Here is a 14,084-nt window from a genome sequence, read left to right on the forward strand (position 1 = left end):
TGAATTCCTCCAATTATATCGAAACGATGTTTGTTTCAACGGATTCAGTTCGCCACTTTGACCATGGCGAAGCGGATGACCTTGTCACCGGACTGGAAGCCGGTCTGGAACACCTCTACCACGGTGTTCTCGCCCACGCTGTCGTCCTCCACGTGCATCACGGCGTTGTGGAGGTTGGGGTCGAAGGTCTGTCCCAGCGCGGGGATCTCCTCCACGCCCAGCTTGGACAGGATGTCCTTCAGGCCGGTCATGGTCATCTCCACGCCTTTTTTGTAAGCCGCGTCGGCGGTCTCCTGCTTGAGGGCCCGCTCCAGATTGTCATAGACAGGGAGGAAGGCCAACACTGCGTCGGACTTGGCGCTGGTGTAGGCGTCGGCCTTCTCCTTCTGGGTGCGCCGGCGGTAGTTGTCGTACTCGGCGGCCAGACGGAGGTACTGGTCCTCCTTTTGGGCCAGAGAGTCCTTCAGAGCCTCCAGCTCCGTCAGCAGGGGATCGGGGCCGTCGGACTCGGGGGCGGCGGTGTCCTCCACCGCGGGCTCCTGGGCCTCGGCCGCAGTCTCAGCCGCCTGCTGGGCGGCCTGTTCGTTCTCTTTCATGCTCAAGAGGATCCCTCCTAATGTTCTTCATTCGTTGTAGGGGAGGCGGGGAGCCCGCCGTTCCGGCCGAACATCCGGTCCAGCCCGGCCGCGAAATAGGACAGGCGGGCGGTGAGCTTGGCGTAGTCCATCCGGGTGGGACCGACCACACCGATGACGCCCCGCATCCCGTCGCCGATGTCATAGCTGGCCATGACGACGCTGCTGTCCTTCAGGGCGGCGTCCACGTTCTCCGGCCCGATGAGGATCCGCATCCGGTGATCGTCCTTGGGGACGGGCATCCGGGCGGCCTCCTGTTCCTCGGAGAGGTAGCTCATCAGAGGCTGGGCCCGCTCCAGGTCCTGATACTCCGGCAGCTCCAGCAGGTGGGACAGGCCGGCGGTGTGGACTCTGCGGTGCTCCAGGCTCTCCAGCACCTCCATGGCGAAGGACACCACCAGGCTGATCAGCCCGTAGGCCTCGCCGGCGGCGTGCTGGGCCACCCGCATGAGCTCCGGCGTGATCTCATCCAGCGCCAGATCGGTGAAGGTGGTGTTGAGCAGAGTGTTGAGCATCTGGAGCTGTGCCTGAGTCAGATCGGTGGGGAGCTGCACCAGCTTGTTTCGGACGAGGTTGTTGTCCGTCATGACCACGATGATGAAGGCGTTGCGCTCCACCATCAGCAGATCGAACCGCCGGATCGTCACCCGCTCCATGCCGGAGGACAGGGCGAAGGCCGGATAATTGGTGAGCTGGGAGATGACCCGGCCCGCCTCCGCCACCACCCGGTCCAGCTCCCGCATCTTGAGCTGGAGGGCGCGGTTGATGCGCTCGGTCTCCTGGATGGAGAGCTTGTGCTCTTCCATCAGCTCATTGACGTAGAAGCGGTAGCCCTGGGGGGACGGGATGCGTCCCGCGGAGGTGTGGGGCTTCTCCAGGAGCCCCATGGACTCCAGATCGGCCATCTCGTTGCGGATGGTGGCCGAGGACACCGAGCGGTCCAGAGAGTTGGCCACGGCCTTGGAGCCCACCGGCTCCGCCGTAGAGATATAGCTCTCGATGATGGCACGGAGGATCTTCTTTTTGCGCTCGGTCAGATCCACACGCGTCACTTCCTTCATTGAACGGTTTAGCACTCATCATCTCTGAGTGCTAAAGATAATGTACCACCCTTCCCCGCGAATGTCAATAGGGGGGATGTAAATTAAATGTGAACGAAAAAGCACGAAAATATGGACAGCAAACTGCCCGCCGCAGAGCGTCTCGGCGTCTCTGCGGCGGGCAGTCGGGAGAGGGGTGTGCTAAAAAAGACAGGGCCTGATCGGTCAGGCCTCATCCGATGGTCCGGTTTTTCACCCAGGAGTGAGGCTTGTCTCCGGAGTGGGCGGCCCTGGAGCTCGGAATTGACCACGAGAAGCACGACTTGGATCTTGGACGGGAAGCACCAGGCGACCAATGCCACGACCAAAGGCAGGATGAGCGTCATGTATCACGCCCCCTCTCTTTTGTCTGATATGGTCAGTTTATCTCGAAATGAGATAAAAGTAGATATCTCGATCCGAGATTTTTCATGATAAGGTGGAAGGAGGTGATCTTCGTGCGGCTGCGCGATCTGCGGGAGGATGGAGATCATACCCAGCGCTGCATCGCAGAGCATCTGAACATCCGCCAGAATACCTATTCGCAATATGAGACGGGACAGCGGCAGCTTCCGGTGGACATCCTGATCCGGCTGGCGGCGTTCTATCGGACCTCCACAGACTACCTGCTGGAGCTGACCGACGTACGGACGCCATATCCTCCGGGGAGCCGTGCCCCATCCGGAGAAAAATGAAACAGCGCCTCCCGCTCCCGTGATGATACACGGAGCGGGAGGCGCTGCCGATCGGGGTCAGAAGATCAGCTCGTCCCCGGTGCGGAGGGGGAAGAAGCGTCCGGGGACGGCCTGCTGGAGGAGGGCCAGGGCAGGGAGCCCGGTGCAGTGGCCGGTGTAGATCCGCTCCACCCCCAGCTCCTCGGTGAGGCGATGAGCCAGAGCGGTGACGGCCTCCGGCGGGACGCCCAGAGAGCCCATGCCGTGCTTCCCCACCAGATGGAACCCGCCCACGAGAGCATGGACCCGCCGTCCGGGGAAGCGCCGGAGCAGATCGGCCACGATCCAGTCCGGCCCCGCGTGACAGCAGGAATTCATGACCACCAGACCCCGCTCCGTCTCAGCGGCCAGGGACTGCTCGTGGTCGACGGCGTCGGGGACCAGATGGAGACCGGGGGCCAGCAGGCGGGGGCCGTCTGCCAGATCGAAGCGGCGGGCCCAGGTCTGGAAGAGGTCCGGGTCCACTCCGGCAGGACGCTTGGCGGCGTCGGCGGTGTCCCTCCGGTACTCGTCCCGGGCGCCGGGACGGGCCAGCACCGGTGCGTGGCCGTTCCGGGCGAAGAAGGCGGGGAGGCCTCCGGCGTGGTCGTCATGGCCATGGGAAAGGGCGGCCCGCTCCACCAGCGCCAGATCGAGGTCCATCCGGTCGGCATTTTGGACCAGGAGCCCGGAGGTCCCGGCGTCCAGCAGATAGCGGTGCCCCTCATAGTCCAGATGGAGGGACAGGCCGTGCTCGGGGGCCAGATGGCTGAGGCTGAAGTTCTCGATGAGGACGCGGACGCGGAGCATAGGCTCCCCCTTTCCAGATGGGGCCGGAGCCTCACGCGCCGGCCCGGGTGATGTCGTGGATCCAGGCTCCGGAGCGGAAGCGCAGGATGCCCAGGGTAGACTTGACGAACTGCTCGATCGTCACGGCGATGTAGACCCAGGTCACGTCCAGCCGGAGGACCAGAGCGAAGAAAGCGGCCAGCGGGATGGAGACCAGCCACATGGCGGACACGTCGATGATGGCGGCCATCCGGATGTCGCCGCCGCCCCGGAGGACGCCCACGGTGTTGGTGGTGTCGAACGAGCGGAACGGCATCAGACAGCCCGCAAAGGTGAGGATCAGAGTGGCGATGGAGGCGGAGGCTTCCGTCAAATGGAAGAGGGGATAGACCACCGCCGGGAGCCAGGTGTGGGCGGAGAGCACCAGCAGGACGCCGATCACACCGCCGCAGAGGAAGGACAGGGTGTCCAGAGCGGCGGCCACGCCGAAGACGGAGGATTTCCGCCCCGCGCCGATCTCCCGCCCGATGATGATGGCGGAGGTGTTGGCGATGGCCATCACAGCCACGATGCAGATATCCTCGATGTTGCCGGCGATGGCGCGGGCGGCCAGGATGTGGGTGCTGTCCGCCATATGGCCCAGGATCACCTTATACATGGAGGTGCCCAGGCCCCACATGGCCTCATTGATGACCACAGGGGTGGCGTAGCGGAAGAAGCGGGCGGCCATCTCCCGGTCCGGCTGGAACAGGAGGGCGGGCTTCAGCCGAAAACGCTTGTGGAAGGCCGCATGGGTCACCATGATGACGAATTCCAGGATCCGGGCGGTGAGCGTAGCGGCGGCGGCGCCCTGGACGCCCAGCGCGGGAGCGCCCAGATGGCCGAAGATCAGCACCCAGTTGAGAAAGGTGTTGGTACACATGGAGGCGGCGTAGATGCCCAGCCCCAGCTTTGGGTCCTCCATGCTCCGGTAGGCTCCGGTATAGACGCCGGTGAGGCTGTTGAAGAGATAGGAGGGCCCCACGATCCGGGCATATCCAGCGGCCAGAGGGATCAGCTCCTGATTGTCGGTCAGCAGTCCGATGATCGGATAGGGGAAAAAGAAGAGGGCGGCGGCGAAGAGGGCGGACAGCCCTCCGGCCAGCAGGAAGCCGATGCCCATGACCCGGTTGATGGAGTCGGTGTCGCCCCGGCCCCAGTACTGGCTGATCAGTACGGAGGAGCCGCTCTGGAGACCGAAGATCACCAGCTGGATGATGAACACAAGGATGTTGGCCTGAGACACGGCGGCCAGCGGAGCTTCTCCCAGACTGCCCACCATGAAGGTGTCGATCATGCCAAGGGAAGTGGTGATCAGGTTCTGGAACAGGATGGGGAGGGCCAGAAAGAGCAGATGCTGATAAAAATCCCGCCCCCGTTTCATATAAGAGAACATACACACATCACCGGCGGCAAAGCGGAGCCGCCGGTCCTTTTTCCTTACTTTTATGATAGGTGGGAGATGGACTCCCTGAGATCAGGCCCCCACCCGGTCGTTCCGGATGGCGGCCAGGGCATCGGCCAGAGCGTCCACCTCCTCCTTGGTGGAGCCGGGGCCGAAGGACACCCGCAGGACCCCCATGAGGGTCCGCTTGGGCAGGCCCAGGGCGGCGAACACATGGCTGGGCTTGCCCTTGTGGCAGGCGGAGCCGGAGGACACGCAGATGCCCTGGTCGCTGAGGGCCCGGACCAGCATCTCGCTGGGATAGCCGGGGAGGGAGACGGCGCAGATGTGGGGGGCATCCCCGGCGCTGACCACCTCCAGGCCGTCCACCTTGGAGCGGAGCTGGTCCAGCGCGTAGGCCTTCAGCTCCGCCATATGGGCCCGGTACTCGTCCCCGTGGTCCAGCCAGAGCTGGCAGGCGGCGGCCAGAGCCGCGATCTGATGGGTGGCCTCCGTGCCGGAGCGGAGCCCTTTCTCCTGCCCTCCGCCCCGGATGAGGGGCGGGAGCTTGAGCCCCTTCCGGATGTACTGGACGCCGATGCCCTTGGGGGCCCGGATCTTGTGGCCGCTGATGGTCAGCAGGTCCACGCCCAGCTCATCCACGGTGAAGGGGACCTTCAGGAAGCCCTGTACCGCGTCGGTGTGGAAGAGGATCTCCGGGGAGAAGGCCTTCGCGATCCGGACGCACTCGGCTACGGGCTGGATGGTGCCAAGCTCATTGTTCACCAGCATCATGGACACCAGCACCGTATCGTCCCGGAGAGCGGCCCGCAGGTCGTCCGGGGAGACATGGCCGCTCTTGTCCGGCTTGAGGCGGGTGATGGAATAGCCCTTGCCCTCCAGCGCCTTCAGCGGCTCCAAAACAGCGGAGTGCTCGATGGCGGTGGTGATGATGTGCTTCCCCCGGCGGCGGCCCAGCTCCACGGCGGCCTGGATGGCCCAGTTGTCGCCCTCGGTGCCGCAGGAGAGGAAGGTCACCTCCTCCGGCGAACAACCAAGAGCTTGGGCGAGCACGGCCCGGCGGGCCTCCAGCCGCTTGGCGGCCTCCTGACCGAAGGCACAGCGGGCGGAGGGGTTGCCGAAGCCGGCGGTCATCTCCTCCAGCGCGGCCTGAGCGGCCTCCGGGCAGACGGCGGTAGTAGCGGCGTGATCCAGATAGGCGAACATAGACGGTCGATCTCCCTTTGATCCTCTTCAGCGTTCAGGATCCAAAATAGTCGTGCGCGATGGTGTCCCGTCCGGTCCTCACAGGACCAGGGAGGGGGCGGTGTAGACGCGGGCCTTGAGCTCGCTGTTGAGCATATACAGGCCCTTGGCGTCGGTGCCGAAGAGCTCCATCTTGGTGATGAGGTCGCTGGCGTTCTTCTCCTCCTCGCCCTGCTCCTTGACGAACCAGTCCAGCAGCTGCATGGTGCGGAAGTCCTTGACCGCGTAGGCGGCGCCGTAGATCTCATCGATGAGGGAGGTGACGTACTTCTCGTGCTCCAGGGCCTTCTTGAGGGGAGCCATGTTGTCGCCGCGGGTCCACTCGGGGGCGTCGATGGCGGTGAGGGTGACGGCCTCGCCGTTGTTCTGGAGGTACTGATAGAACAGCATGGCGTGGTCCCGCTCCTCCTGAGCCTGCACCTTATACCAGTTCTCGAAGCCGTCCAGACCGGCGGAGGCGTAGTAGTTGGCGAAGTCCAGATAGAGGTAGGCGGAGTAGAACTCCTTGTTGATCTGGGTGTTGATGAGCTTGGCGACGTTCTCGTTCATGACGGCGCTTCCTTTCTTTGTCATCCTATCGTTATTTGGATATCCCATTCGGGAGCATGCGTGAGGGGGAGGGGCAGAGGGGCGGTCAGCCCTTGTCGTGCATGGACAGGTCCTCAGGTCCGAAGGACAGGGGGAGGAGCTCCTCCAGCGTGGTCTCGATGAAGTCGTCCTCAGTGCGGGCGATGTAGATCTTCATGCCGGGCAGGGCGAATTCCCGCAGGACCTGCCGGCAGATGCCGCAGGGGTAGGCGTAGCCCCGGTCCTCCACGGGGCAGTCCTTGGGAAAGCCGGCCACAGCCAGAGCGGCAAAGCGCGTCTCCCCGTCAAAGACGGCGCGGAAGGCGGCGGTGCGCTCAGCACAGTTGGTAGCGCCGTAGGAGGCGTTCTCGATGTTGCAGCCCTGATAGACCTTGCCGGACTCCGTGAGGAGGGCGGCGCCCACCCGGAAGTGGGAGTAGGGCACATAGCTGTGCTCCTGGGCCTCCAGTGCCAGGCGGACCAGTTCCTTTTTATCCATGGAAGAAAGCTCCTTTCGGTCGATATCGAAGCCCGCCTCTGATGGGACAGAAGAGGGACACCTATTATATCACGGACGAAACAGCGCCGCAAGCCCCGATGGGGGCGCATATGGAGCAGGATACCGGACTCCCGGTCCGAGCGAAGATCCGCGTGAGCGGGCCGGATCGTTGAGACCGGCACGGGGCCGTCACGTTCGGCGAGGATGCCCGGACGGCGCCTCATCTGCACAGAGCCAAACATGCCAGCACCAGCAGATGGACGGGATAGAAGGCGTAGCAGACGTACTGGACGGCGGGACCATGAGGTCCCTGCCGGCCCTGATAGCACCAGATGGGCAGGAGGGCCAGCACCGCTGTGGCCTGCTGGGGGAACTCGAAGGAGAGGCCGCCGAGGGCCACAGGCACGGTCATGCCGCCCAACAGCCAGCCGTTCACCACGATCAGCCCCAGGAGCTGTCCCAGACGGCAGGGCCGGCTCCGCCCCCGGAAGAACCAGAAGATCAGCACGGTCAGGATGCCGGGGCCAAAATAGTCGCACATGGTCAGAGATCCGACCTCATAGCCGACGAAGGCGACGGCACAGCCGGACAGCCCCGTGAGCCATGGCCTGCCCAGGGACTGGATCCGCCGGATGGCGCAGATGGACAGAAGAGCCAGCAGGAAGGTCCAAAGCACGTTCTGATGGAAGGGCCAGAAGGGGACGCCGGAGCTCATCAGGTCGAAGGGGACCTCGGAGATCAGAGCGAAGATCAGGAGCCGCCGCAGATACCGCCTCATGCTGTGGGTATGGACAGCGCCCTCGGCGGCCAGGAAGGCGAAGATCGGGAAGGCCAGCCGCCCGATCCAGTCCAGCACGCCGTACTGGGGCAGGACAGTGGCCCAGAGGTGGTCGCAGAGCATGGCGCCCATGGCCAAGAGATGGAGCCCGAAGGAGCTGATCCCTCCGGCGGGGACGTCCTCCGACCGGACCGGGAGCGTGTCGTGTCTCATAGGCGTCATAGCAGGAACTCCACCTTGACTACCTTCCCCAGCACCTTGATCTTGGTCCGCCGCAGGTCGTAGATCTGGGGCTGGAAGCTGGGGTCGGTGGACTGGGGCATGAGGGTGACGGTGGACTCGGTGGCGTAGAAGCGCTTGACGGTGGCGTCCTCGTCGCCTACCATGACCACGGCCACCTCGCCGTTCTCCACCTCGTCCTGACGGCGGACCACGATCAGATAGCCGTCGTTGATGCCGATGGCGTTCATGCTGTTTCCGGAGACCCGCAGGGCGAAGTACTCCGCCCCGCCGTTCAGGTCTGTGAAGGTGTAGCCTTCGATGTTCTGCTCCGCGTAGATCGGGAGCCCGGCGGAGATCCGACCCAGGATCGGGATCCGCTGGGTGGGCTGATAAGGGACCGCTCCGGCGGGGAGCGGCGGGTCCTCCAGCCCCAGCAGATAGGCGGGCGTGGTATCCAGCGCGGCGGCCAGCTTCTCCAGTGTGGAGGATCTCAGGTCCACCAGCCCGGTCTCGTACTTATGGATAGCGGCCTTCTTGAGGCCGAGCTTGGCCCCCAGCTCCTCCTGGGTCATCCCGGCGGCCCTGCGGAGCGACTTGATGCGCTGTCCGATGGTCATACGATCACCTCATCATCTGAAAGTATCTCAAATATAACACTGGCCAAGAGAAAAAGCAAGAAAAATATCTTGACAGGATACTTCTGAGCTGATATAGTACGGAGTATCCTGATAAGATACTAACGAGCGGGAAAGACGGCTCCGGATGGAGCTGCTGTACCTGAAAAGTATCTTGATAAGATACTTGGAAGAGAGAGGTGGAACGATGGCGACCCTATTGGAGCTGTCCCAGCGGTATTTGGAAGAGGCGGTGCGGCTGAAAGCCTGCCTGCGGGCCCTGACGGCAGAGGCGGAGCAGGAACGGGACCCGCACCGGCGCAGACGGATCGAACACGACAGGAGACTGGTGGACCAGATGCTCCGGGAGGCACGGGAGGTGGCGGGTGTCACGCGGCACTACTATGATGAAGGCTACTGGCGGGACAAACGCTATACCCTCTGACCTCCTGGTCCAAGAGCACCGGGAGACGATCCAGAAGCTGAAGGAGAAGGAGGCGGCGCTGGAGGCCCGTTTGGAGCGGGATCCGGGGAGCTTCCAACTCCAGTACGACCTGGAGCTGGTGAAAGAGATGCTCCGGGACACCCAGGCCGCCGTCCGGCAGATGCGGCCCAGAAACCACCGGAGGCATCGAAGGACCCGGTGGATCAGTCTGGACGGCCAGAGCTGGCAGTGGATGGAGAAGATGAGCTGGGACCGGCTGGAGTCCTTCGAGCATGACCGCCGGGTCCAGCGGGAGTGGATGAAGGCCGTCCTGGACGACGGGACCACCCAGATGACCATCCGTCAGCGGCAGGTGTTCGAGCTGGTCTACAAGCGGGGCTTCTCCCAGAAGGCCGTGGCGGACCTTCTGGCGGTGGACGCCTCCACGGTCCACAAGACCCTGTTCCGGGCCGTGGAGAAATTGAAACGCTACGCCGAGGGCCGGGAGCTGGTGCGGACCTGCACCCGGCCGGACGGGTCCATGGATCTGCGCCGGGTGGTGGCCGAGACCGCCCTGCTGACGGACCGCCAGCGGCAGGTCCTCCAGCTGGCCCTGGAGGGGAAGAACAGCCAGCAGACGGCGGACCGGCTGGGCGTCTGCCGGTCCACGGCCCACCTGACCCTCAAGCGGGGGGAGCGGCGGCTGAAAACGCTGACCAAGTACCTGAGCGGGCCGGAGATCCGGGCCATCCGGGACCGGAGGATCCGCCGGGAGGCCCTGGACTGGCGGGTGAGCTGCAAGGAGCTGGCGGACAAGTACAAGGTGAGCCTCAGCGTCATCTACCACCTGACCGCCGGGAGCCGCCGCTGGGACGGCATGACCGCCCTCCAGCGGGAGGTGTGGGTCAGACGGCAGGAGGGGCAGAGGCCGAAGGACATCGCCCGGGATCTGGGCATGGACGTGCGGAACGTCTATCAGGCCCAGATGAGGGCGAAACGGGCCGCCGGGCGCCAGACGGAGATGGGGACCGCGGAGGGAGAGGGGAGTGGGAAGAAACGCGCGGGGGATACATAGGATGATCGTTGGGCAGACATGGCCCAAATGACTGACAACCAAGGAGGCTTTACAGTGGAAGGACGTAAAAAATGGTATCGTGTGGCGCCAAACGTGGGTGTGAACGTGAGGAATGGGCCTGGAACGGCCTATGACAAGGCGTTCTCCTTGTCGTATGGGACGGCGGTGGAGATCGGCGAGACGAAGGATGGATGGGGGCGATGCTCCGACGGATGGGTGTGTATGGACTATCTGGAGCCGGTGTCGGAGACGGAGCCCCGGCAGACGGACACGGGCCTCGTCATCCAGCGGAGCCTCATCCCGGCGGGGCGGAAGAACCGGCCGGGCGGGACCAATGGGGACCGGTACATCACGATCCACGAGACGGGGAACTTCGCCCGGGGCGCGGACGCGGCGGCCCACGCCGCCTACCTGAAGAGCGACGCCGCCATCAAGGCCCGGATGAGCTGGCACTACACCGTGGACGACCACGCCGTCGTCCAGCACATCCCGGACGGGGAGAAGGCGTGGCACGCCGGGGACGGGGCCAACGGTCCGGGCAACAGCCAGAGCATCGGCATCGAGATCTGCGTGGACGCCGGCGGAGACTTCGCTCAGGCGAAGCGGAACGCCGCCGCTCTGGTGCGCCTGCTCCGGAAGGAGCACGGGATCGGCCTCGGGAACGTGGTCCAGCACTTCCACTGGAACGGGAAGGACTGCCCCCACACCATCCGGCACACCGCCGGGGGCTGGGCGGACTTCCTGGCCCTGTGCGGGAGCGCCGCCGCCCAGCCGGAGCAGAGCGGCCTCCCGGCGGCGGTGGACGTGCTGGTCCGGGCGGGCGTCGTCACCAGCCCGGATTACTGGAAGCGGGGCTCCGGCTGGAGCGACGCCAATGTGGCCGCCCTCATCCGGGCCATGGCGGCTTATATAGAGAAAAAGAGATGATGGGCGGGGCGGCATGGTCCGGGAGACGGGCGTGCCGCCCTTTTTGTATGGCTCCGGACCGTCCACGCTTGCCAAGGGCGGTCTGATATGATACACTGTGGAAGCTTATCGAGTGGGAGAGGAGCGGTGCGTCATGCTGACCGAGGGAGATCTGCGCTATCTGGAGGGACTGGTGGGCCTCTACCGGGATTACGGGGAGGACGTAGGGTCCGCCGAGATGGGCCGGATCACCGTGGGCCTGCTGGAACGGCTCCGGGCTGGGGCGCCCACAGCGGCGGACTGCGCCTGGCTGCTGGAGCGGCTCCGGGGACGGATGGACACGGCCCGCGCCGCGGGGGATCCCGGGGACCCCGCCCTCCAGGCGTTTTTGGAGAAATGCCGCGGCATCGCCGGACGGCTGGCTGAGCAGGCGGAACAGGCGTAAAAATGCCCTTTTCCAGGAAAAACGGCGGATCGTGCATTGAGTATCCGGACGGACTATGCTATAATACCCCATGTATGCATATACTGGAAGGGCAAGTCGGCCTGGAAGTGAGATAGAGGTGTGTCTATGAAGATAGTAGTGTTGGCCGGGGGACTGAGCCCCGAGCGCAATGTGTCCTTCGCGTCGAGTACCATGATCGCGCAGGCGCTCCTGCGGAAGGGCCATGAGGTGGCCATGGTAGACTCGTATCTGGGGCTGGAGGACTATGAGCATCCCCTGTCGGACCTGTTCCGTCTGCCCCCGCCTCTGCCCGACCCCAGCATCAAGGAGCAGGAGCCGGATCTGGAGGCGGTGAAGGCGTCCCGGAAGCTCAAGAGCGGCAGCCTCTTCGGTCAGGGCGTCTTGGCCGCCTGTGAGATGGCGGACGTGGTGTTCAACGGCCTCCACGGCGAGAGCGGGGAGGACGGCCGCATCCAGGCCGCGCTGGATATGCTCGGCATCCCGTTCACCGGCTCCAACTATCTGGGCAGCGCCATCGCTATGGACAAGAACTACACCAAGCGGCTGGCCGAGGCCGACGGGATCCTGACCCCCCAGTGGCGGACGGTCCGGCTCACGGACGAGGCCATCGAGGAGACCGAGCGGTGCCAGTCCCTGCCCTGCGTGGTGAAGATCCCCAACGGCGGGTCCTCCGTGGGCGTGTTCATCTGCCGCACGAAGGAGGAGCTGGGCCATGCGCTCCAGCAGAGCCGCCGCTTCGGCTCCAAGGTGCTGGTGGAGCAGTACATCCAGGGCCGGGACATCTTCTGTGCCGTGCTGGAGGGGGAGAGCCTGCCTCCCATCGAGGTCATGCCCAAGAGCGGCTTCTATGACTATAAGAACAAATATGTGGTGGGCGCCTCTCTGGAGATCTGCCCCGCCAAGATCGACGGCGCGGTAGAGGCCCAGATGCGCTCCGCCGCCAAGCGGATCCATGAGCTGCTGGGCCTGACCGCCTACTCCCGGAGCGACTTCGTGGTGGATGACGAGGGCCGCCCCTGGTTCCTGGAGGTCAACACCCTGCCCGGCATGACGGACGCCAGCCTCCTGCCTCAGGAGGCCGCCGCCGTCGGCATCGACTACGACACCCTGTGCCAGAAGATCGTGGACGCCTCTCTGGCGGACCGGCGTGAGGGGAAATAAAAAGAAATGAGGGGGCCGCGGGGTCCCAGGAGGAGATTCGATGGAAGCCATCACCGTACGCGAGATCATGGAGGCCGTGGGCGGCCAGTTGCTGGGCCAGTACGACGACCTTGACCGGACGGTCGTGAGAGTGGAGACCGACAGCCGCACCATCCATGAGGGATCCCTGTTCGTGCCCCTGTCCGGCGAGCGGTTCGACGGACACGCCTATATCAACACCGCTCTGGAGGGCGGCGCCGCCGGATGCTTCACCCAGCGGGAGCGGGAGACCTATCTCCCCGGCAAGTTCTATATCAAGGTGCCCAACACCAGCCGGGCCCTGCGGGATCTGGCCAAGCACTATAAGAAGCGGTTCCACATCCCCTTCGTGGCCCTGACGGGCTCCGTGGGCAAGACCACCACCAAGGACATGGTGGCCGCCGTGCTGGGGGAGAAGTACAAGGTCCTCAAGACCGAGGGCAACCTGAACAACGACATCGGCGTCCCCATGACCCTCCTCCGCCTGGACCGTGAGCATGAGATCGCCGTGCTGGAGCTGGGCATGAACCACGCCGGTGAGATCGACTACCTCTCCGACATCGTGGAGCCCGACGTGGCCCTGATCACCAATGTGGGCGACTCCCACATCGAGTTCTTCGGCAGCCGGGAGAAGATCCTGGAGGCCAAGAGCGAGATCTTCCACCATGCCAAGGAGGACTGCTTCGTGGTCCTGAACGGCGACGATCCTCTCCTGCGCTCCCTCCAGCCCAAGCTGCCCTATGAGGTCCAGTGGTGCGGCGCCAGCGAGGGCTGCGACTACCGGGCGGTGGACGTGGTCAGCGACGGCAAGAGCCGCATGACCTGCCATGTGGACGGCCCCGGCCTGTCCTGCGACGTGGAGATCCCCGCTCTGGGCGAGCACATGATCTACCCCACTCTGATGGCGATGGCCGTGGGCCGGCACTTCGGCCTCTCAGAGCGGGAGGTGGTGGACGGCGTACTGCACTTCGCCCCCACCAAGATGCGGATGAACATCCTCCACCGGACGGATGGCATCACGATCCTCAACGACACCTACAACGCCAACCCCCAGTCCATGCGGGCGGCGGTGGAGGTCCTCTCCAACACCAAGACGGCCCACAAGGTGGCCGTGCTGGGCGATATGTTCGAGCTGGGGCCCCTGGCCCCCGCCCTCCACGCCGGCGTGGGCGAGTATCTGGGCAAGGTGGGCAGCATCGACTGTCTGGTGGCCGTGGGCGAGCTGGCCCGGCACATCTATGACGCCGCCAAGGAGACGTCCATGGAGGAGGTCTACTACTGCCCGGACAAGGAGAGCGCTCACGCGGTGCTGGACAAGGTGACGCGGCCGGACACCACGATCCTGGTGAAGGCGTCCCGGGGCATGGCCTTCGAGGACCTGGTGGAATATCTGAAGAGCATCACCAAAGAGGCAGAATGAACACGCAGGCCGCGGGATCCCCAGTGGGA

16 protein-coding genes are annotated in these 14,084 nt (G+C 64.6%); 7 read left to right on the top strand and 9 right to left on the bottom strand.

Features of this window, described 5'->3' with window-relative positions:
• Window positions 1-44: 44 nt before the first annotated feature.
• Both grpE and hrcA read right to left on the bottom strand, forming a co-directional pair.
• Window positions 45-602 carry a nucleotide exchange factor GrpE gene (grpE, locus tag KQI12_RS02885; protein WP_371817936.1) on the bottom strand — a complete coding sequence of 186 codons (558 nt, stop codon included), beginning with the start codon at window positions 600-602 and terminating at the stop codon, window positions 45-47.
• Between the two features lie 11 nt (window positions 603-613).
• Window positions 614-1,696 (bottom strand): heat-inducible transcriptional repressor HrcA, encoded by a 1,083-nt coding sequence (hrcA, locus tag KQI12_RS02890; protein ID WP_253290779.1) that lies wholly within the window; start codon window positions 1,694-1,696, stop codon window positions 614-616.
• Window positions 1,697-2,172: 476 nt separating this feature from the next.
• Between hrcA and KQI12_RS02895 the strand changes: the two genes are divergently transcribed.
• The gene (locus tag KQI12_RS02895) at window positions 2,173-2,409 is read left to right on the top strand and encodes a helix-turn-helix domain-containing protein (protein ID WP_371817937.1); all 237 of its coding nucleotides are present in this window, start codon (window positions 2,173-2,175) and stop codon (window positions 2,407-2,409) included.
• Window positions 2,410-2,466: 57 nt separating this feature from the next.
• On the opposite strand, the gene KQI12_RS02900 is transcribed toward KQI12_RS02895, so the two are convergent.
• From KQI12_RS02900 to KQI12_RS02930, 7 genes are all read right to left on the bottom strand, one after another.
• Window positions 2,467-3,237, bottom strand: coding sequence for an MBL fold metallo-hydrolase (locus KQI12_RS02900; protein WP_216570449.1), 771 nt, complete (start codon window positions 3,235-3,237; stop codon window positions 2,467-2,469).
• Window positions 3,238-3,268: 31 nt separating this feature from the next.
• Window positions 3,269-4,639 carry an MATE family efflux transporter gene (locus KQI12_RS02905; RefSeq protein ID WP_253290780.1) on the bottom strand — a complete coding sequence of 457 codons (1,371 nt, stop codon included), beginning with the start codon at window positions 4,637-4,639 and terminating at the stop codon, window positions 3,269-3,271.
• A gap of 93 nt (window positions 4,640-4,732) precedes the next feature.
• The gene (locus KQI12_RS02910) at window positions 4,733-5,866 is read right to left on the bottom strand and encodes a cysteine desulfurase family protein (RefSeq protein ID WP_216570451.1); all 1,134 of its coding nucleotides are present in this window, start codon (window positions 5,864-5,866) and stop codon (window positions 4,733-4,735) included.
• 78 nt (window positions 5,867-5,944) lie between these two features.
• Window positions 5,945-6,454 (bottom strand): ferritin, encoded by a 510-nt coding sequence (locus KQI12_RS02915; protein ID WP_216570452.1) that lies wholly within the window; start codon window positions 6,452-6,454, stop codon window positions 5,945-5,947.
• Between the two features lie 85 nt (window positions 6,455-6,539).
• Entirely contained in the window at window positions 6,540-6,971 is a 432-nt protein-coding gene (locus KQI12_RS02920; protein WP_216570453.1) for a cytidine deaminase, read from the bottom strand.
• A 220-nt stretch (window positions 6,972-7,191) separates the two neighbouring features.
• Entirely contained in the window at window positions 7,192-7,971 is a 780-nt protein-coding gene (locus KQI12_RS02925) for a TraX family protein (protein ID WP_253290781.1), read from the bottom strand.
• Window positions 7,968-8,588, bottom strand: coding sequence for a LexA family transcriptional regulator (locus tag KQI12_RS02930; RefSeq protein ID WP_216570454.1), 621 nt, complete (start codon window positions 8,586-8,588; stop codon window positions 7,968-7,970). The genes KQI12_RS02925 and KQI12_RS02930 overlap by 4 nt, the downstream gene beginning before the upstream one ends.
• A gap of 205 nt (window positions 8,589-8,793) precedes the next feature.
• Here KQI12_RS02930 and KQI12_RS02935 point away from each other — a divergent pair, with 205 nt between their 5' ends.
• From KQI12_RS02935 to murF, 6 genes are all read left to right on the top strand, one after another.
• Window positions 8,794-9,030, top strand: coding sequence for a hypothetical protein (locus tag KQI12_RS02935; protein WP_216570455.1), 237 nt, complete (start codon window positions 8,794-8,796; stop codon window positions 9,028-9,030).
• Window positions 8,990-10,084 carry a sigma factor-like helix-turn-helix DNA-binding protein gene (locus tag KQI12_RS02940; RefSeq protein WP_216570456.1) on the top strand — a complete coding sequence of 365 codons (1,095 nt, stop codon included), beginning with the start codon at window positions 8,990-8,992 and terminating at the stop codon, window positions 10,082-10,084. The genes KQI12_RS02935 and KQI12_RS02940 overlap by 41 nt, the downstream gene beginning before the upstream one ends.
• A gap of 99 nt (window positions 10,085-10,183) precedes the next feature.
• Window positions 10,184-11,011, top strand: a complete 828-nt coding sequence (locus KQI12_RS02945; protein WP_371817938.1) for an N-acetylmuramoyl-L-alanine amidase — start codon at window positions 10,184-10,186, stop codon at window positions 11,009-11,011.
• Between the two features lie 97 nt (window positions 11,012-11,108).
• On the top strand, window positions 11,109-11,435 hold the full coding sequence (locus KQI12_RS02950; protein WP_216570458.1) for a hypothetical protein: 327 nt from the start codon (window positions 11,109-11,111) through the stop codon (window positions 11,433-11,435).
• A gap of 126 nt (window positions 11,436-11,561) precedes the next feature.
• Complete coding sequence (locus KQI12_RS02955) at window positions 11,562-12,617, top strand: D-alanine--D-alanine ligase (protein ID WP_216570459.1); 1,056 nt, start codon at window positions 11,562-11,564, stop codon at window positions 12,615-12,617.
• 40 nt (window positions 12,618-12,657) lie between these two features.
• Window positions 12,658-14,055 (top strand): UDP-N-acetylmuramoyl-tripeptide--D-alanyl-D-alanine ligase, encoded by a 1,398-nt coding sequence (gene murF / locus KQI12_RS02960; protein ID WP_216570461.1) that lies wholly within the window; start codon window positions 12,658-12,660, stop codon window positions 14,053-14,055.
• The last annotated feature ends 29 nt before the right edge of the window (window positions 14,056-14,084 follow it).

Origin of the sequence: Pseudoflavonifractor sp. MSJ-37 (genome assembly GCF_018917965.1) — a bacterium.
Lineage (GTDB): Bacteria > Bacillota > Clostridia > Oscillospirales > Oscillospiraceae > Pseudoflavonifractor_A.